Here is a 19,271-nt window from a genome sequence, read left to right on the forward strand (position 1 = left end):
TCACCGCGCAACGGTTGAAATCACCGACGAAAACAGAGCGCCTGGAGCGCTGGCAACGTGCGAGAGACTGGCACAGTGATGGCATTACTGCCAAGCCAAGCTGTTTCGCGGCATCAAAAAACAGCGATAACTCTTTGTAGTTCTTGGTTTTTCTTATGAATCTACAGCTCTGGTATGCTTTCCGGCCTTCGGCCCGAGGTAGCAACCATGCAACTCATCGATATCGGCGTCAACCTGACCAGCCCAAGTTTCGCCGACAAACACCAGGCCGTACTCGACCGCGCCTATGCCGCCGGGGTCTGCCAACTGGTGCTGACCGGCACTAGCGTCGAGGGGAGCGAGCAGGCGCTGGAACTCTGCCAGCAGCTGGATGAAAGCGGTCAACGACTGTTCGCCACCGCCGGGATTCACCCGCATTCGGCCAGTGACTGGAACGCTGACAGCGCCCGACGCCTGCGCAGTTTGCTGAAGGAATCCAATGTGCTCGCGGTGGGTGAATGCGGGCTGGATTTCAACCGCGATTTCTCGCCGCGCCCGCAGCAGGAAAAAGTCCTCGAAGAGCATCTGGCACTGGCCGTTGAACTGCAATTGCCGGTGTTCTTGCACGAGCGCGATGCCAGTCAGCGCCTGCTGGAGATTCTCAAGGATTTCCGCGATCAACTGCCCGCCGCCGTGGTGCATTGCTTCACCGGCGAACAAAAGGCGTTATTCAGCTATCTCGACCTGGATCTGCACATCGGCATTACCGGCTGGATCTGTGACGAGCGCCGAGGCACGCATCTGCATCCGCTGGTCAAGGAGATCAAGCGCGGGCGGCTGATGCTCGAGAGTGACGCGCCGTATTTGCTGCCACGCACCCTGCGACCGAAACCGAAGAACGGACGCAATGAGCCGGCGTATCTGACTGAGGTGTTGCGTGAGGTGGCGTTGCATCGGGGCGAGACCGAGGAAGATCTGGCGGCGCACACGACCGCTTGCAGCCGGGTATTTTTTGGTCTCCCTGAATTGGCCTGAACATCAAAAGATCGCAGCCTTCGGCTGCTCCTACATGGACGGCATTCCCTTGTAGGAGCTGCCGGAGGCTGCGATCTTTTTCTTTCACCACCGGATCTGTTGACCCACATCAAATAGGCTCCCCTGCATAGCAGCACAATGCTGGCACCTTGCCAAAACTGTTTCCGCTATCAGAGAAGACCTCCATGGGTGCCTGGCTTAGCAACATCTCGCTGAAATACAAATTCTGGGCGGTCAACGCGGTCGCCTTCGTCACCACCCTGCTGCTGGTGCTATATGCCGTTCAACTCGAACAGCAGGCGCGCAGTCACGCGGCCCAATCGTCGGCGCAAACTCAGGCGCAGTTGCTCAAGGCCTGGCCTGCCGGGCAACCGCTGCCCAAGGCCGAGCAAGTGCTGACGTTTAAACGCGGCGAAGTACCGCGCCTCAACGATCAGCCGCTGCTGGAGATCACCGAAAGCAATGGCTGGCACGAGATCAATCACCTGCCATTGTTCGGCGACAACCTGCTGATCGGCGCCGAAGTTTTCAGCCGCGCCGACGGTCAGCAAGTCGCGGTCGTCGCTTATGGCCCCAGCCTGACTCAAGTGTTCGGGGAGCGCTTCGCCAATTACGCGGTGGCGGTGTTCATCCTGATGCTTGCCATGCTTGGCGCTTCGCAACTGCTGATCCGCTTCCTGCTCAGCCAACTGAACACGTTGAAAGACGTGATGCTGCACGTTGAAAAAAGCGGCGACCTCTGCGCCCGCGTGCCGCTGGCCGGCAAGGATGAAGTCGGGCAGATGGCCAATGCGTTCAATGCAATGCAGGCCGGTTATCAGCGCGTCGTCACCACTGTCGCCAATACCGCACGGCAACTGGATGTCGGGGCTGCGCGCCTGGCGTCGAGCATGAACGAAGTGCGTCACGGCATGCTCGGCCAACAGAGTGAAACCGATCAGGCGGCCACGGCGATCAACGAAATGACCGCCACCGTTTACCACATCGCCCAGCACGCCGGCGCCACCCGCGATCTGTCACAAACCGCCGATGCCCTCGCCGGCAGCGGCCAGCAAGTGGTGGCACGGGTTCAGCATTCGATTACCGGCCTGTCCAGCGGCGTGCAACAGACCGCGCAGATGATTCAACGGCTGGCCGAGGACAGCCAGAAGATCAACGGCGTGGTCGGCGTGATTCACAGCATCGCCGAACAAACCAATCTGCTCGCGCTCAACGCCGCCATCGAGGCGGCCCGCGCCGGTGAGATGGGCCGTGGGTTTGCGGTGGTCGCCGATGAAGTGCGCAACCTGGCCAAACGCGTGCAGACCTCCACCGACGAGATCACCAGCATGGTGTCGGCGTTGCAAGCCGGCACGCGTGATGCGGTAGATTTCATGCAGGAGAGTTCGTACAAGGCTGACGACTGTGTGCAGCAGGCGCAGGAAGCGGGCGAGGCACTGGCAGAGATCACCGGAGCAGTCGCGCAGATGCGTGAGAGCAACACGCAGATCGCCGTGGCGGCAGAGCAGCAAAGCCAGGTCGCCGAGGAGATGAATCGGGCGGTGGTGAGCATTCGCGATGTGACCGAGAACACCGTGCAGCAGACAGTGGATTCGGCGACGACCAGTAATGAGTTGGCGACGTTGGCGGGGGAACTGAGCAAAGCCATTGGACAGTTGAAACTCTGAGGGCCCATCGCGGGCAAGCCCGCTCCCACAGGGATCTTTAGCGGACGCAAATTATGTGAACACCGCTCAATCCTGTGGGAGCAGGCTTGCACGCGATGGCGTCAGCCCGGTCAATATCAATTCCTGCGATGAAGCCTATCGCGTTCATAGCCAAGCTTGATTCGCCGCCCTTCACGCCCCGGCCTATTCTTCACCCATGTGTTCAACACGGATCGAGGAGTATCAGACATGGGCAAACGTCACCCCAACCTTCCCGCGTGGCAATGGCGCGCGCACCCGGGCAATCACCAGCATCCGACCCATCAGGTGCTGCACTTGATCGCAGTACCGTTGTTCATCGTGGCGTTTCTGTTGATCGTTTCCGGTGTGTTCAGCCTGAGCCTGGTCAGCGTGGCCATCGGTGTGATTGGCATCGTCGCGGCGCTGGGTTTACAGCGCCACGGTCACCACCTGGAAGCGTGAGCGCCAGCGTCGGCATCGAGTCAGGCAAAGATCGTGACAGTCTGACGACTCATGGCGATCAGTTCCCCTTGCGCGCTCCACAGCTTGGCGGCGACATGACCGTAACCGTCGGCGGCGTACTCGATGTCTGCCAGATATTGGCACCAGTCCAGCGTACTCAAGTCGCGTAGCGGCTGAACGAATTCGATGGTCCAGGTCAACGTGCTGCCCGGTGCAGGCTTTTTCAGATACGGCAACAGCGCGGGTGGCCACGCATCCACCAGCGCCAGCAGATGCGCTTCACTGACCGGCTCTTCTTTCACATCCCCACGCAGTCGTACCCAACCACCCATCAGCCGCGATGGGGTGCCGGTGAACGGCATGCCGCCGTTGGTCCAGCGCATCGCCAAGTGTCGCATGAACTCCGGGGTCACGCCTTTGATGTACGGCAACTCCTGGCATTCGTCCCAGTGCTTCATTTGCGGCGCGGGATAAGCTTCCACCGCTACCTCTGATGGTCGTGAGGCACCAAAGCTACCCTGGACGATCGTCACCACCTGACCGTTCTGCATCGCCCGGCCCAGCACTTGGCTGACGGCTTTGCCTTCTCGCAGAACATCGACTTCGAATTGCACCGGCACTTCGGGCTCGACCGGGCCGACAAAGGTGATCGCGAGCGAACGCACCGGGCGATCCGCCGGCACCCTGGCGCGCATGGCCTCGAATTGCAGCGCAGCCACCAGGCCACCGAAACTCGCGCGGCCCTGACCCCATTCGGCGGGAATGGTCAGTTCCGGACCACGACGGACCGCATCAAGCAGATCGCTAAAGCGCATGGCAACCTCAAAAAACGAAAAATGAATGCGGGGATCTTAACCAGCCACGCAGAGCGCCGCAGCGTCTATTCCGGTCAAATGGGCAGACAGATAGGCCTTACGCCAATTTCAAACCCAATAAAAAACCCCTGTAGGAGCTGCCGAAGGCTGCGGTCTTTTGATCTGGTTTTTAAAAACTAAAAATCAAAAGATCGTCCGATCGCGGCCCGAGCCTTCGGCAGCTCCTACAGGGAGATTGCGGGATTATTTGAAACAGGAAGAGCTGAGTTTTTCGAGCACCCGATCGGCCTTGGCTTCAGCCTTGATCATGGTCGCCTGCCAGGTCGCGACACATGGCTGCAGGTCCGGTTCCAGCTCGGCCCGCGCCAGCCACTGCCAGCAATCGTGCCAATCACCCAAGGCCCCTTGCGCGGATTTCAGCCGTTCCAGCGCTGACTCGGGCAAGCGATCCAGTTCGGGATAAGCTTCGATGCCATAACGCACACGCTTGATCAGCAGGCGCAGACGATGCCGGTCATGGGCCGGATCGTGCAGCGCTTCGTCGAGTTTTTCCCATTGTTTGCCGAGGCGTTTTTCGATGCGCTTGCCCAGACGCTTGAGCAGGCCCTGACGCTGCGAGGCACGCAAGAAGCGCGGGAAAGCGTCGAGGATCATCAGCAGCGAGGCCACTTCCTGGCTCGCCGCCAGCGCCGGGTAGGCTTCGGCCATCTGCGCCATGCGTCGCTGGGCGGCTTCGGGTTGATCGTGTTCGAGCAGATACGCCGCCAGCACCTCGCGATCACGCCACGGCGTGGTCAACTGGCCGACCGCCGACGCTGCGTCTTCCAGTTGCTCGACACCGGGCAAGCCGCGCAACGGCCGCAACAGGCTGCGCAAGCGTCGCACCGTGGTGCGCAGATCGTGCAGCGCCTCAGGGTCGGTACGCGCGGTGAGGCGCGCCTGACAGGCCAGCAATCGTACTTCCAGGCTCAGGACATGAGCCACCAAGCCGTCAACCAACGCAGACATCACTTGCTCCCTGATTCAAAAAGCCTGTCGACCGAGTCTGCAATGTCGCAGCCTCAGCCGACTTGTGCCAAGTCAGCAGCTTAGCGGCCGGCGCGGGATTCGCGAATATAGAAACGCGCCTTCTCGGCCTTGTTCGCACAGCCTTCGAAGCCTTCAAATTGTTGCTGGGTCTTGGCGGCCGTCAGCAATGACAGCGCTTTGGAATAACTCACGGTGCCGGCAAAGCCTTCGGCCTTGGCCAGGTCCAACTCATGCCACGCGGTGTCGAGCTGGCTGCCGCAGCTGTCGCGGTAAGCGGTTTTACCGGCGCAACCGGCCAATGCCAGGGCCAACAACGGTACACAGATCCAGGCTTTCATCACTCACACCTCAAAGATAGGTCAACAGTCGTGCAGGTAAGACGATAAGGCTGCGAAAAAGTGCCTTGCCGCCCCATGAATAGGCGATGGCCAGAGGATAGCGCCGAGTGGTCAAACAGTATCGAAAAAACGACGTCATCGGCGCGCTGAACGACCTCGGCGATTGAGCCCCCTGCCCGATGGGTGCATTGTGCAACCTTGTCGGGAGGAAGTTTGATGAAAAAGCGTGTCGCACTGGTGCTGGGCTCCGGTGGCGCCCGGGGTTACGCCCATATCGGAGTCATTGAAGAGATCGAACGACGCGGTTATGACATCGCCTGTATTGCCGGTTGTTCGATGGGCGCGGTGGTTGGCGGGATCTACGCCGCCGGCAAGCTCGATGAATACAAGAACTGGATCGAAAGCCTGGATTACCTCGACGTGCTGCGCCTGGTGGACGTGAGTTTCCGCCTCGGCGCGATTCGCGGAGAAAAGGTCTTCGGTCAGATCCGCAAGATCGTCGGCGATATCAACATTGAAGACCTGCGTATCCCTTATACCGCGGTCGCGGCCGACCTCACCAACCAGCAGGAAATCTGGTTTCAGGAAGGCTGTCTGCATCAGGCCATGCGCGCTTCGGCGGCGATTCCCAGCCTGTTCACCCCGGTGATGCAAGGCAACCGGATGCTGGTTGACGGCGGAATTCTCAACCCGCTGCCGATCGTACCGGTGGTGTCGAGTCATTGCGATCTGATCATCGCGGTCAATCTCAACTCGACCAACCAGCGGCATTACAAATTACCGGTGATCCAGCGCCCGCCCGCCTTCCGCTCGCGGTTCGACAGCCTGATCAATTCGCTCGGTTCGAAGATGCCGTTCCGTCGCACCCAGGCCGAGAAGATGTTGAAACTTGAGCAGGAAGCGCTGCGCGCGCAGGCCGCTGAAATCAATCCCTGGATTGAAGGCGCCGAACCGGAAAACCAGCAACCGGCAGCCGCCCCGGAGCGTGAAGGCGCACCGAAATCCGCAACCGGTTCATTCATCATCGATAACGTGGGGCCGGCGTCATTGCTGGACTTGATCAACCAGAGTTTCGAGGTGATGCAGACCTCGTTGGCGCAGTACAAGATTGCAGGGTATCCGCCGGACATCCTGATCAACGTGCCGAAGCGGGTGTGCCGGTTTTTCGAGTTTTACAAGGCGCCGGAGTTGATCGCGCTGGGAAGAGAAATTGCGCGGGATACCCTGGATCGGTATGAAGAGGAGCAAAACAGAGAACCCTGAAATTCTCTGCTGAATGCCAGGCCCTCATCGCTGGCAAGCCAGCTCCCACAGTGTTTAGTGTGAAAGACAAGCTCAAACACACCCGAGATACCTGTGGGAGAGTCCTGAAGTTCTCTGCTGAATGTCAGGCCCTCATCGCTGGCAAGCCAGCTCCCACAGTGTTTAGTGTGAAAGACAAGCTCAAACACACCCCGAGATACCTGTGGGAGAACCCTGAAATTCTCTGCTGAATGCCAGGCCCTCATCGCTGGCAAGCCAGCTCCCACAGTGTTTAGTGTGAAAGACAAGCGCAAACACACCCGAGATACCTGTGGGAGAGTCCTAAAACTCTCTGCTGAATGCCAGGCCCTCATCGCTGGCAAGCCAGCTCCCAAAGTGTTTAGTGTGAAAGACAAGCTCAAACACACCCGAGAAACCTGTGGGAGCTGGCTTGCCAGCGATTAGGCCAGAAAGGACAACATAAAATTCAAAGGGTGTTGTCGCTAATCAGCCGATACCCGACCCCCGCCTCTGTCACGATAAACCGTGGCCGCGTCGGATCATCCGCCAGTTTCTGGCGCAAATGCCCAACCACGATCCGCAGGTAATGACTGTCCTCGGTGTGCGTCGGCCCCCAGATATCCTTGAGCAATTGTTGCTGGGTGATCACCCGCCCCGGATGCCGCGCCAGTTGCGCCAGCACCGCATATTCCTTGCGGGTCAGGGCCACTTCGACGCCATCAAGCAACACCCGTCGATAGGCCAGGTCCACCGTCAGCGGGCCGAAATTCAGCGCGGCCTGCTGCGCTTCTCCCAATGGCGCCTGACGCAACAACGCGCGCACCCGCGCCAGAAACTCCTGAATGCCGAACGGTTTGGTCACGTAGTCGTTGGCGCCGCCGTCCAATGCCTCGACCTTCTGCCCTTCGCTGGCGCGCACCGACAGCACCAGCACCGGCGCCGTGGCCCACTCGCGAAATTCGCGCAGCACTTGCTGGCCGTCCATGTCCGGCAGGCCGAGGTCGAGCACCAGCAGGTCCGGTTTATTCAGCGCGGCTTGCGCCAGGCCCTCGGCGCCGGTGCCGGCCTCGAGCACTTTGTAGCCTTGTGAAACGAGGCTGATGCGCAGGAACTTGCGGATCTGCGGTTCGTCGTCGATGACCAAAATGGTCGCGGTCTGGCTCATGAATTCACATCAACACAAAAGATTGGCAAGAGAGTAGCGCAGTCGGATTCAGGCTTCATCGTCCATCCCCGGTTGCGCCTGCAATGGCAGGTGCAAGGTGATGCAGGTGCCGCGCCCGTCAATGCCATCGGCAACGCTGATTCGTCCGCCATGCGCACCGACCATGCCCTGACAAATCGCCAGGCCGAGGCCGGTGCCCTGGCCGCCGCGATCACCGCGTGCGGCGGTATAGAACATATCGAAAATCTTCGCCCGCTCGTCTTCGGGAATCCCCGGTCCTTCGTCGCTGACCGAGAAGTAAATTTCGGTGTCGTTCGCGCCAGCATTCAATTGCAATCGGCCGTTGGGTGGCGAGAAACGCGCGGCGTTTTCCAGCACATTGACCAGCGCCTGCTCGATCAACGCCGCGTGCACGTACAGCAACGGCAACTCGGCTGGCACCTCGGTGCTGACCTGCAACGGCGCGAGCACTGCGCGCAGACGATTGAGCGAACTGCCGACGATATCGGCCGGCGACACCCAGTCGCGCGCGAGTTTCAGCGCGCCATGGCCCAGGCGTGTCATGTCGAGCAGGTTCTGGATGTAGCGGTCGAGGCGCTCGGCTTCATCACGGGTGCCTTCGAGCAGCTCGCGTCGATCCTCCAGCGGGATCGCTTCGCCGAGGGCCAACAGGCTGTCGATGCTGCCACGCATGGACGTCAACGGCGTGCGCAAATCATGGGAAACCGAGGCCAGCAGCGCACTGCGCAATTGCTCGGTTTCGCCGTGCAAGCGCGCCGCTTCCAGATCATCCGCCAACTGCGCGCGAGCCAACGCCTGTGCCAGCGGCTGACTGAGCGCGGTGAGCAAGCGGCGACGCTGGCCGCTCAAGGTCTGGCCCTCTTTGGCGCACACCCCGAGCAGCGCCAGCGGACCGTCCTCGACCGACAGCGGCCACCACCACCAGCGACCGAACGGCAGCGTGCCGGTGCCCACCCCGGCCGGTTGATCATGCTGCCAGGCCCAATCGGCGGCAGCGCGTTCGGACTCGGTGAATTGCAGCGGCCCACCGGTTTCAACTTTCCAGCCAGCTTGCCCGTCACGATTGAGCAAGCAGATTTGCAGATCGCTCCAGCCATTGAGGTGCTGCGCGGCGGCATTGACCACGGCCTGGCGGTCGGTGGCGGCGGTGAGTTTGCGCGACAGGTCGAGCAGCTCGGAGGTTTCTTCCTGGGTGTCGCGCAACGCCTGCAATTGCCGACGCTGACGCGCAGCCAGATTGCCTGTGAGCGCCGCCATCAACAGAAAGAACAGCAAGGTCAGCACGTCTTCTTCGCGCTGGATGCTGAACGAAAAATTTGGCGGTATGAACAAAAAGTCGTAGGTCAGAAACGACAACGCCGCACAGGCCAGCGCCGGGCCGAGACTGCTGCGCACCGCCACCAGCAACACGGCCGCCAGGAACACCAGCGAGATGTTCGGCAGCGGCAACACACTCGACACTGCCCACGCCAGTGCAGTGGCCAACACCGTGGCGACCAGCGCCAGCATGTAGTCAAACCAAACCAGTGTCAGTGGATTTCGAGTACGCGGTTGATCCTGTTGTTGATCGCTGTCGAGGACGTTGATTTCCAGCCCATGAGCCTGACGCAACAACCGCGCGGCCAGCCCTCCACCGAACAGACGACGGCGCAATCGTGGCCGGGACTGGCCCACCAGCACCAGACTCGCGCGGCGTTCGGAAGCATGCTGGATCAGGGTTTTCGCCACCTCGCCGGCGCGCAGCAACACCACTTCGCCACCGAGACGTTCGGCGAGTTGCTGAGCACTTTGCAAACGCAAACGTGATTGCTCGTCGCGCACGCTGCCGTTGTCAACGTGCACCAGACTCCACGGCAAATGCCGACGCTGTGCAACGCGGCTGGCGTGACGCACAAGACGCTCGGCCTGGGCATCGCCATCAATGCCGACCAGCAAACGTCCGCGCACCGCCGGCGCGGCCTGACCCATTTGGCGATAGCCTTGGGCGAGGTCGTTATCGACTTGTGCCGCTGCCGTTTGCATCGCCAGTTCGCGCAATGCGGTGAGGTTGGTCTGGGTGAAAAATGCATCGATTGCCGCCCGCGCCTGCTCAGGCACATAGACCTTGCCTTCGCGCAGTCGCTCGAGCAATTCGCGCGGCGGCAGGTCGATCAGCAACAACTCAAAGGCTTCTTGCAGCACCCAGTCCGGCAGGGTTTCGCGCACCTGCACGCCGGTGATGCCGCGCACCTGATCGTTGAGGCTTTCGAGGTGCTGGACGTTGACCGTGGTGTAAACATCGATGCCGGCCGAGAGCAGTTCCTGAATGTCTTGCCAGCGTTTCGCATGGCGACTGCCGGGGGCGTTGCTGTGGGCCAGTTCATCGACCAGGACCAGCTTCGGTTTGGCGGCGAGGAGGCCGTCGAGGTCCATTTCTTCGAGCATCACGCCACGGTATTCCGAGCGCACCAGAGGCTGCTGCGGCAAGCCGCCGAGCAACGCTTCGGTTTCGGCACGGCCGTGGGTTTCAACGACGCCGGCGATGACTTTCACACCTTGGCGCAGTTGGGTGTGGGCGGCCTGGAGCATGGCGTAGGTCTTGCCGACACCGGGCGCGGCGCCAAGGAAAACCTTGAGCCGGCCTCGGCCGTCGCGGGGCAGGTCTGCTAACAGTGCGTCGGCGCGGCCGGAGTCGCTCATGCTTGAAGTTCTCTCTTGCTGATGGTTATGCAGTGTTCTAGTGGCCCTCTTCGCGAGCAGGCTCGCTCCCACGAGGAGTATGCAGGCCCCTGTGGGAGCGAGCCTGCTCGCGAATGGCCGCGCCGCCGATTCAGAGTTTTTCCAGTGCCATGTTCAACTCAAGCACATTCACCACCGGCGGTCCCACCAGCGGCCGCTCGATGTGCGCATCAAGCAGTTGCTGCACGGTCGACACCGGCAGGTTACGCGCTTGCGCGACACGCGCCAGTTGATAGGCAATTGCCGCCGGAGGCAAGTGCGGATCGAGGCCGCTGCCGGAAGTAGTCAGCAGCGCCAGCGGCACCGGGCCTTGACCTGGAACCTGCAACTTGTTGGCGTCATCGATCACGCGGGTGGCCAGTGCCGGATTGCTTGGCGCCAAGTTGCTTGCGCTACTGGAAACAGTGGCAAAGGCGCCGGCCGATGGGCGCGGATGGAACCATGCATCGCCGACAAAATCCTGGGCGATCTGCGATGAACCGCGGACTTTGCCGGCGGCGTCGTGCACCAGGCTACCGTTGGCCTGCTCGGGAAACGCGACCTGCGCGACGCCCGTGACGACCAGCGGATAGGCAACGCCGGTGACCAGGGTCATCAGCACCAGCAGGCTCAGGGCCGGACGTATCATTGTGGACATTTCATAATCCTCGAATTCGTTGGGCAAACTTTTGGTGGCGTGTCAGGGAAATTTCTTCCCCCTCACCCCAGCCCTCTCCCCCAAGGGGGCGAGGGGAAAGGGAGCCGATCCATGTGTTTTTCAAGACCTGAGTTCGGCTCGGTATCTCAGGTCGGCGTAACTCGCCAAAACACCTCAATCAGTCCCCTCCCACCCCGGGAGAGGGTTAGGGTGAGGAGCTCTTCAGCCTCACACCAGATGCAGCGCCGTGAGCAGCATGTCGATCGCCTTGATCCCCACGAACGGCACCAGAATCCCGCCCACGCCATAGATCAGCAGATTGCGTCGCAACAACGCCGCCGCACTCGCCGCTTGCACGCGCACACCGCGCAGAGCCAGCGGAATCAGCACTACGATGATCAACGCGTTGAACACAATGGCCGACAGAATCGCGCTCTGCGGACTGCTCAGGTGCATGATGTTCAGCACGCCCAGTTGCGGGTAGATCGAGGCGAACAACGCCGGCAGAATCGCGAAGTACTTGGCGATGTCGTTGGCGATGGAAAAGGTCGTCAGCGCACCACGGGTCACCAGCAATTCCTTGCCGATCTGCACCACGTCCAGCAGCTTGGTCGGATCGCTGTCGAGGTCGACCATGTTCGCCGCTTCGCGTGCGGCTTGCGTGCCATCGTTCATCGCCATACCGACGTCGGCCTGGGCCAGCGCCGGGGCGTCGTTGGCGCCGTCACCGCACATCGCGACCAGACGACCGTCGTTCTGCTCGAGGCGAATACGCGCCAGTTTCTTTTCCGGGGTGGCTTCGGCGAGGACGTCATCGACGCCCGCTTCAGCCGCAATCGCAGCAGCGGTCAGCGGGTTGTCACCGGTGACCATCACCGTGCGAATCCCCAGTTTGCGCAGCTCGGCAAAACGCTCGCGGATACCCGGTTTGACTACGTCCTTGAGGTGGATCGCGCCGAGCAATTTACCGTCCACACAGACCAGCAACGGTGTGCCGCCGCTCTGGGCGATTTTGTCGATTTCCCGCGACAGGGCCGGCGCCAGATCGGCGCGTGGTTGACCGATGAAACTCAGCAGCGAATCCACCGCACCTTTGCGATAGATGCGGCCCTGGTAGTCGACACCGGACAAGCGGGTTTCAGCGCTGAACGGCACAACAGTCAGGGTTTGCGGCGAAGGCTCAGGTTGCGGATGCAGGCCGCGCAGGTACTCGACGATGGATTTGCCTTCGGCGGTTTCGTCACCCAGCGACGCAAGCAACGCACCTTCGGCCAAGTCACGGCCCGTCACGCCAGGCGCGGCATACACCGCGCTGCACCGACGGTTGCCGAAGGTGATGGTGCCGGTCTTGTCGAGCAGCAACACATGCACATCGCCCGCGGCTTCCACCGCGCGACCGGACTTGGCAATCACGTTCAGGCGCACCAGACGATCCATCCCGGCGATACCGATCGCCGACAGCAGGCCGCCGATGGTGGTCGGAATCAGCGTCACCAACAGCGCCACCAAAAACACCAGCGGCAGGCTGCCGTTAGCGAAATGGGCGAAGGGTTGCAGGGTCACCACCACCAGCAGAAAGATCAGCGTCAGACCGATCAGCAGGATATCCAGCGCGACTTCGTTTGGGGTCTTCTGGCGTTTGGCGCCTTCGACCAAAGCGATCATGCGGTCGAGAGTCGATTCACCGGGGTTGGCGGTGATCTTCACCAGCAGCCAGTCAGACACCAGTCGGGTGTTGCCGGTGACGGCCGAGCGGTCGCCGCCGGACTCGCGAATGACCGGCGCCGATTCACCGGTAATCGCCGCTTCGTTGACCGCAGCAATGCCTTCGATGACTTCGCCGTCACCGGGGATCATCTCCCCCGCTTCGACGCGCACCACATCGTCCTTGCGCAGACTTGTCGCCGGCACAACCTGGAAGCTGCCGTCAGCCTGTTTGCGTCGAGCGCTTAAGCCTTCGCTGCCAGCCTTGAGGCTGTCGGCGCGGGCCTTGCCGCGACCTTCGGCCAAGGCTTCGGCGAAGTTGGCAAACAACACGGTGAACCATAGCCACAGGGCAATTTGCGCGGCGACGAACGTCGGCACATCAGCATCGGGAATGAAGCACAGCACTGTGGTGAAAATCGCGGTCAGTTCGACCACCAGCATCACTGGCGAACGCTTCAGTTGCCGAGGGTCGAGTTTGACGAAGGCTTGCACCAGCGCCGGACGCCACAGGGCCGAGATCGCGGTTTTCGCTTGTTCCGGTGCTTTGGCGGCAGCGGGTTTGATTGCGGGCATATTCATCATTGACTCCTTAGAAGCCCAGGCTCAGGTGTTCAGCGATTGGACCCAACGCCAGAGCCGGCAAAAAGGTCAGGCCGCCCACCAGCAAAATGGTCACGGTCAACAGGGTCACGAACAGCGGGCCGTGGGTCGGGAAGCTGTTCTGGCCGATCGGTGCGGTTTTCTTCATTGCCAGGCTGCCGGCCAAGGCCAGAACCGGAAGGATGTAGCCGAAACGACCGATCAACATGCCCAGGCCGAGCATCAGGTTGTGGAACGGAGTGTTCGCGCTCAAACCACCAAACGCCGAACCGTTGTTCGCACCGGCCGAGGTGTAGGCGTAGAGCAACTGGCTGAAACCGTGGGGGCCGGGGTTGCTGATGCTCGCCGCAGGGCCTGGCAGGGTGGCGGCGATCGCGCCGAGTACCAACACGCCGACCGGCATCACCAGCAGCGTGACCACGAGCAATTGCACTTCTCGCGCCTGGAGTTTTTTACCCAGGTATTCCGGCGTACGACCAATCATCAGACCGGCGAGGAACACCGCGATCAACACGTTGAGCAACATGCCGTAAAGCCCGGCACCGACGCCGCCGAAGATCACTTCGCCGACCATCATGTTGACCAGCGCAACCATGCCGCTCAGTGGATTGAGGCTGTCGTGCATGCCGTTGACCGAGCCGTTCGACGCCGCCGTGGTGGTCACCGACCACAGCACAGTAGCGGTGGTGCCGAAACGCGCTTCCTTGCCTTCCAGCGGTGCGGTCTGTTCGACGGCAGCGTTGTTCAGGGTCGGATTCGGCTGGTACTCAGCCCACAGCGAAGTCGCGCCGCCGATCAGGAACAGCGCCAACATGCAGGCGATGATCGCGCGGCTCTGACGCAGGTCCTTCACGTAATGGCCGAAAGTGAACACCAGCGCCGCCGGGATCAGGATGATCGAGGCAACTTCGAACAGGTTGCTCCACGCGGTCGGGTTCTCGAACGGATGCGCCGAGTTGACGCCGAAGAAGCCACCACCGTTGGTGCCCAGTTGCTTGATCGCAATCTGACTGGCAGCCGGGCCGAGCGGGATCACTTGATCAACGCCCTGCAGGGTCACCGCATTCACATACTGCGCGAAGGTTTGCGGCACGCCCTGCCAGACCAGATACAGCGCCAGCAGCAGGCACAGCGGCAGCAAACCGTAGAGGGTGGCGCGGGTCATATCGACCCAGAAATTGCCCAGTGTCTTGCTCGACTTGCGGCCGATGCCACGGCACAGCGCGACCAACACGGCGAGGCCGGTGGCGGCGCTGACGAAGTTCTGCACGGTGAGGCCAACCATCTGGCTCAGGTAGCTGAGCGTCGCTTCACCACTGTAGGACTGCCAGTTGGTGTTGGTCATGAAACTGACCGCGGTGTTGAACGCCTGAGTCCATTCCAGGCCCGGCAGGTTCTGCGGGTTCAGCGGCAAGTGATCCTGAAACAGCAGAATCGTGAACAGCAGCAGGAAACCGGCAAGGTTGAAGGCCAGCAGCGCCAGCGCGTATTTCTGCCAGCTCTGTTCATCCTGCGGATTGACCCCGGCCACGCGAAAACAGCCGCGCTCGACCGGACCGAGAATCGGCGTCAGCCAGGTACGCTGGCCTTCCATCACCTTGTAGTAAAAGCGCCCGAGGAACGGCGCCGGCAGCAAGACCAACGCAAAGAACGCGAGGATCAGCCAATAGTCATAACTGTGCATAGCCGCTCCTAGTTCCGATCCGCGCGCAACAGCGCAACCAACAGATAAATGAACAGCCCCACTGCCAATAGCAGTGACACCCCGTCCAGAACGCTCATGGAATATCTCCGTGTTACGGCGTATTGCCGCGTGTGGAGTGATTGTCGGGAAGGAGGCTGTAAAGGAACGAGAGCGAGGGTGCGCGCGGGGCATAAAGAAAGCGTAAAGAGTGGGTTTATGCGTTCGTTACAGCCAGGTTTTGCGGGGTCTGGGCTGGCCTTTTCGCGAGCAGGCTCGCTCCCACATTGAAATGCATTCCCCCTGTGGGAGCGAGCCTGCTCGCGAAGACCGCAGAGCGGGCAACATCGCACCCTACTGGCGCATAAACCTTGCACATTCAGCTACGAACATCCCCGATACGACAGATTCAAGCCCTTTACGACCCGCCAATACAAAATGGCACGCCCACTGCACACGCCCTCCCCCGAGCTTTCCAACCGTTCAGGGAGCAAACGCATGAACACACAACTCAAACCCACGCTGGGCACGCTGCACTTGTGGGGTATCGCCGTGGGGCTGGTGATTTCCGGGGAATACTTTGGCTGGAGTTACGGCTGGGGCGTGGCCGGGACGCTAGGTTTTCTGGTGACCTCGTTCATGGTCGCGACCATGTACACCTGCTTTATCTTCAGCTTCACCGAACTCACCACCGCAATTCCTCACGCTGGCGGGCCGTTTGCCTACAGCCGTCGAGCGTTTGGTGAAAAAGGCGGATTGATCGCCGGGCTGGCGACGCTGATCGAGTTCGTCTTCGCTCCACCCGCGATTGCGCTGGCCATCGGTGCCTATCTGAATGTGCAATTTCCGGCGCTTGATCCGAAACACGCGGCAGTCGGTGCGTACATCGTCTTTATGGGATTGAACATCCTTGGGGTGAAACTGGCGGCGACCTTCGAGTTGATCGTCTGCGTGCTCGCCGTCGCCGAACTGCTGGTGTTCATGGGCGTCGTCGCTCCAGCGTTCAGCTTCAGTAACTTCGCGCTCAATGGCTGGGCCGGTTCGGACGTTTTCGGTGCGCCAGCGATTGCCGGGATGTTCGCCGCGATTCCGTTCGCCATCTGGTTCTTCCTCGCCATCGAAGGCGCAGCCATGGCCGCCGAAGAAGCCAAGGACCCGAAACGCACGATCCCCAAGGCTTACATCAGCGGCATCCTGACTCTGGTGCTGCTGGCAATGGGAGTGATGTTTTTTGCCGGCGGCGTCGGCGACTGGCGCACCTTGGCCAACATCAACGACCCACTGCCGCAAGCGATGAAAACCGTGGTCGGCGATAATTCCGGCTGGCTGCACATGCTGGTATGGATCGGCCTGTTCGGTCTGGTGGCGAGCTTTCACGGGATCATTCTTGGCTACTCGCGCCAGTTCTTCGCCCTCGCCCGCGCCGGCTATCTGCCCGCATCGCTGGCAAAACTGTCGCGCTTCCAGACGCCGCACCGGGCGATCATCGCCGGCGGCATCATCGGCATCGCGGCTATTTATAGCGACGGCCTGATCAACCTCGGCGGCATGACCCTCACTGCCGCGATGATCACCATGGCGGTGTTCGGCGCGATCGTGATGTACATCATGAGCATGCTCAGCCTGTTCAAACTGCGTAAATCCGAGCCTAACCTTGAGCGCACCTTCCGTGCGCCGTGCTATCCGTTGATTCCGATGATTGCGCTGGTACTGGCGGTGGTGTGTCTGGTGGCGATGGCGTGGTTCAACACACTGATCGGGCTGATATTCCTCGGTTTCATGGCGGTGGGGTTTGGTTATTTCATGCTGACTGGCCAACTGCGTGCCAACGCACCGGCCGACGCGATGCTCACGGGTCATTGAGGGATTGATCGGGTGCACCGGGCATAACGGGCCTAGAATGGAACCACTGCGAGTTAACTTCGCTCAAAAGTTGTATGCAGCGGTTAACGGCGAAATCCTCGCCCACCGATCTGCCTTTAAGGAGAGCCGTTATGCCTTGGTATGCCTGGTTGATTCTTGTCGTTGCAATCGGCTCGATCGTGGGCGGGTTGATGATGTTGCGAGACACCGCCAACAAGGTCGAACTGACCGACGAAGAACGCAAACGCGTCGCCGCACGCAATGCCGAGGCGGACGCGAAAGAAGCCCAAGACCGCTAAAGAAAAAACCCCGCCTAACTGGCGGGGTTTGTTTTTCAGATCCGTATCTGCCCTTCTGCGTGTTTTTTTAGAAGTAGAAGTACAGTCACCATTTAATTTTCCATGGTTAATATGCGGGTATTGTTGCGGAGAGATCCAGATGCGTTACTCGCAGGACCATAAAGCCCAGACACATCAACGAATAATCAAGGAAGCCTCGGCGCGATTCCGCAAGGATGGAATCGGTGCGACCGGCCTTCAGCCGTTGATGAAAGCGCTGGGGCTGACCCACGGCGGTTTTTACTCGCACTTCAGATCGAAGGACGAGTTGGTCGAAAAGGCACTGCAAGAGGCAGGCGACCAGGTTGATGGGTTATGCGCTGAAATTTTTGCCCAAGAACATCCGCTGCAAGTGTTTATCGACACTTACCTGTCCGAATGGCATCAGACATCGCCACATGAAGGTTGCCCCCTCCTGACCATCTCTGCGGAACTGGGATTGCGTGGACAACCCAGTCCAACCAGTGACGCCGTGCTCAACGCACGACTGAATCAGATCGAAGACACCCTCGAAGGTGACAATGGCGCCGACCGGGCCATCGTCATCATGTCGACCCTGGTTGGCGCCTTACTGCTGTCACGCAGTGTCGCGGATACCGAGTTCGCTCAACGCATCCTCGATGTCACCCGCGAGCACCTCAAACAACCCAAAGACTAGGCCTGCCAACGCTTGAACAGCACGCTGGCATTCACACCGCCAAAGCCGAACCCGTTGGATAACGCATATTCGATCGGCATCGGCCGGGCCTGGCCATGGACGATGTCCACGCCTTCGCTGGCAGGATCAGGATTGTCAAAATTGAGCGTCGGCGGCACCACTTGGTCGCGAATTGCCAACAACGTAAAGATCGCCTCAAGTCCACCCGCAGCACCCAGCAAGTGGCCGGTGGCGGATTTGGTCGAGGTCACGGCGATTTTGCTTTCTGCACCGAACAACGCCTTGATCGCCGCCAACTCGCCAAGGTCGCCAACCGGCGTGGACGTCGCGTGAGCATTCAGATGCTGGACCTGATCCGGCGTGATACCGCCCTGAGCCAGAGCCAGCTCCATTGCCCGCCGTGCACCACTGCCGTCTTCCGGCCCAGCGGTCAGGTGATAGGCATCGGCCGTGGTGCCGTAACCGACCAGTTCCGCCAAGGGCTGCGCGCCACGAGCCAAGGCATGTTCAAGAGACTCGATCACCAACAGGCCGGCGCCCTCGCCCATGACAAAACCATCACGTCCACTGTCGAATGGACGTGAGGCTCGCTGTGGAGTGTCGTTGTAGCCACTGGACAGCGCCCGCGCAGCCGCGAAACCGGCAAGGCTGACTCGATCGATCGACGCTTCCGCCCCGCCGCACACGGCGATATCGGCTTCACCGGATCGAATCAATCGCGCCGCATCACCAATCGCCTGAACGCCGGCAGCGCAAGCAGTCACTGGCGCCCCCAACGGTCCTTTGAGGTGGTGCTGAATCGATACGTGCCCGGCTGCCAGATTGACCAGAAACGACGGAATGGTGAACGGCGACAAACGACGCGGGCCACGGCTATCAGTCGTACGCACGGCATCAGCAATCGCACCGAAACCACCGACACCGGAACCGATGATTGTCGCGGTGCGCTCCTGATCAGCAGCAATTTCCGGATGCCAATCAGCCTGCTCTAGCGCCTGCCGCGCGGCCTCCATGGCAAACATGATGAAGCGGTCCATCTTCTTCTGTTCTTTCGGCGCGGTGGCGCGATCCGGGTCAAAACCGGCCTCGGCGTCTTCTTCCAGAGTCGGCACTCGGCCGCCAACACTCGTGGGCAAGTCAGCGACCACTGCTTCAGGCAAATTGCGCAACCCGGAACGCCCCTGCAGCAAACGTTGCCAAACAACCTCGACACCGCTGCCCAAGGGTGAAACCAGGCCCATGCCCGTGACGACTATTCGACGCTGATCCATACCGCGTGCACCTCTAACTGATTC

At 60.7% G+C, this 19,271-nt stretch carries 16 protein-coding genes and 1 pseudogene; 7 read left to right on the forward strand and 10 right to left on the reverse strand.

Annotated features, from left to right (window positions below; all coding sequences use genetic code 11):
* Positions 1-207 precede the first annotated feature (207 nt).
* The 3 genes and pseudogenes from JJD74_RS21185 to JJD74_RS21195 form a co-directional block, all read left to right on the forward strand.
* Entirely contained in the window at positions 208-1,014 is an 807-nt protein-coding gene (locus tag JJD74_RS21185; RefSeq protein ID WP_200616730.1) for a TatD family hydrolase, read from the forward strand.
* Between the two features lie 185 nt (positions 1,015-1,199).
* Positions 1,200-2,681 carry a methyl-accepting chemotaxis protein gene (locus JJD74_RS21190; RefSeq protein ID WP_200616731.1) on the forward strand — a complete coding sequence of 494 codons (1,482 nt, stop codon included), beginning with the start codon at positions 1,200-1,202 and terminating at the stop codon, positions 2,679-2,681.
* 228 nt (positions 2,682-2,909) lie between these two features.
* Positions 2,910-3,140: pseudogene (locus JJD74_RS21195) on the forward strand (terminase); the annotation flags it as partial.
* A 23-nt stretch (positions 3,141-3,163) separates the two neighbouring features.
* Here the strand turns inward: JJD74_RS21195 and JJD74_RS21200 are convergent.
* The 3 genes from JJD74_RS21200 to JJD74_RS21210 form a co-directional block, all read right to left on the reverse strand.
* The gene (locus tag JJD74_RS21200) at positions 3,164-3,958 is read right to left on the reverse strand and encodes an acyl-CoA thioesterase (protein WP_042560323.1); all 795 of its coding nucleotides are present in this window, start codon (positions 3,956-3,958) and stop codon (positions 3,164-3,166) included.
* Between the two features lie 243 nt (positions 3,959-4,201).
* Positions 4,202-4,966: a CHAD domain-containing protein gene (locus JJD74_RS21205; RefSeq protein ID WP_200616732.1), complete on the reverse strand. Its 765-nt coding sequence runs from the start codon at positions 4,964-4,966 to the stop codon at positions 4,202-4,204.
* Between the two features lie 80 nt (positions 4,967-5,046).
* Positions 5,047-5,325: a hypothetical protein gene (locus JJD74_RS21210; RefSeq protein WP_042560325.1), complete on the reverse strand. Its 279-nt coding sequence runs from the start codon at positions 5,323-5,325 to the stop codon at positions 5,047-5,049.
* Positions 5,326-5,541: 216 nt separating this feature from the next.
* Between JJD74_RS21210 and JJD74_RS21215 the strand changes: the two genes are divergently transcribed.
* Complete coding sequence (locus tag JJD74_RS21215) at positions 5,542-6,588, forward strand: patatin-like phospholipase family protein (protein WP_042560326.1); 1,047 nt, start codon at positions 5,542-5,544, stop codon at positions 6,586-6,588.
* Positions 6,589-7,054: 466 nt separating this feature from the next.
* Here JJD74_RS21215 and JJD74_RS21220 read toward each other — a convergent pair whose 3' ends face one another.
* From JJD74_RS21220 to kdpF, 6 genes are all read right to left on the reverse strand, one after another.
* Positions 7,055-7,753, reverse strand: a complete 699-nt coding sequence (locus JJD74_RS21220; protein ID WP_200616733.1) for a response regulator — start codon at positions 7,751-7,753, stop codon at positions 7,055-7,057.
* 48 nt (positions 7,754-7,801) lie between these two features.
* The gene (locus JJD74_RS21225) at positions 7,802-10,453 is read right to left on the reverse strand and encodes a sensor histidine kinase (protein ID WP_047302403.1); all 2,652 of its coding nucleotides are present in this window, start codon (positions 10,451-10,453) and stop codon (positions 7,802-7,804) included.
* 130 nt (positions 10,454-10,583) lie between these two features.
* On the reverse strand, positions 10,584-11,129 hold the full coding sequence (gene kdpC, locus JJD74_RS21230; protein WP_042560329.1) for a potassium-transporting ATPase subunit KdpC: 546 nt from the start codon (positions 11,127-11,129) through the stop codon (positions 10,584-10,586).
* 228 nt (positions 11,130-11,357) lie between these two features.
* A complete protein-coding gene (kdpB, locus tag JJD74_RS21235) occupies positions 11,358-13,415 on the reverse strand; it encodes a potassium-transporting ATPase subunit KdpB (RefSeq protein ID WP_200616734.1) in 2,058 nt (685 codons plus the stop codon).
* A gap of 10 nt (positions 13,416-13,425) precedes the next feature.
* Positions 13,426-15,120 (reverse strand): potassium-transporting ATPase subunit KdpA, encoded by a 1,695-nt coding sequence (gene kdpA, locus JJD74_RS21240; RefSeq protein ID WP_200616735.1) that lies wholly within the window; start codon positions 15,118-15,120, stop codon positions 13,426-13,428.
* 8 nt (positions 15,121-15,128) lie between these two features.
* Positions 15,129-15,218 carry a K(+)-transporting ATPase subunit F gene (kdpF, locus tag JJD74_RS21245; RefSeq protein WP_007899818.1) on the reverse strand — a complete coding sequence of 30 codons (90 nt, stop codon included), beginning with the start codon at positions 15,216-15,218 and terminating at the stop codon, positions 15,129-15,131.
* Positions 15,219-15,615: 397 nt separating this feature from the next.
* Between kdpF and eat the strand changes: the two genes are divergently transcribed.
* The 3 genes from eat to JJD74_RS21260 all read left to right on the forward strand — a co-directional run bounded on the left by eat (position 15,616) and on the right by JJD74_RS21260 (position 17,976).
* Positions 15,616-16,980, forward strand: coding sequence for an ethanolamine permease (gene eat / locus JJD74_RS21250; protein WP_047302406.1), 1,365 nt, complete (start codon positions 15,616-15,618; stop codon positions 16,978-16,980).
* Between the two features lie 131 nt (positions 16,981-17,111).
* A complete protein-coding gene (locus JJD74_RS21255; protein ID WP_080896048.1) occupies positions 17,112-17,279 on the forward strand; it encodes a DUF2897 family protein in 168 nt (55 codons plus the stop codon).
* A 139-nt stretch (positions 17,280-17,418) separates the two neighbouring features.
* Positions 17,419-17,976, forward strand: coding sequence for a TetR/AcrR family transcriptional regulator (locus JJD74_RS21260; protein WP_200616736.1), 558 nt, complete (start codon positions 17,419-17,421; stop codon positions 17,974-17,976).
* Here JJD74_RS21260 and fabF read toward each other — a convergent pair.
* Positions 17,973-19,247 carry a beta-ketoacyl-ACP synthase II gene (gene fabF / locus JJD74_RS21265; protein WP_200616737.1) on the reverse strand — a complete coding sequence of 425 codons (1,275 nt, stop codon included), beginning with the start codon at positions 19,245-19,247 and terminating at the stop codon, positions 17,973-17,975. The two genes, JJD74_RS21260 and fabF, sit on opposite strands and share 4 nt — an antisense overlap.
* Positions 19,248-19,271 lie beyond the last annotated feature (24 nt).

The organism is Pseudomonas sp. MF6776 (assembly GCF_016613125.1).
Classification (GTDB): Bacteria; Pseudomonadota; Gammaproteobacteria; order Pseudomonadales; family Pseudomonadaceae; genus Aquipseudomonas; species Aquipseudomonas iridis.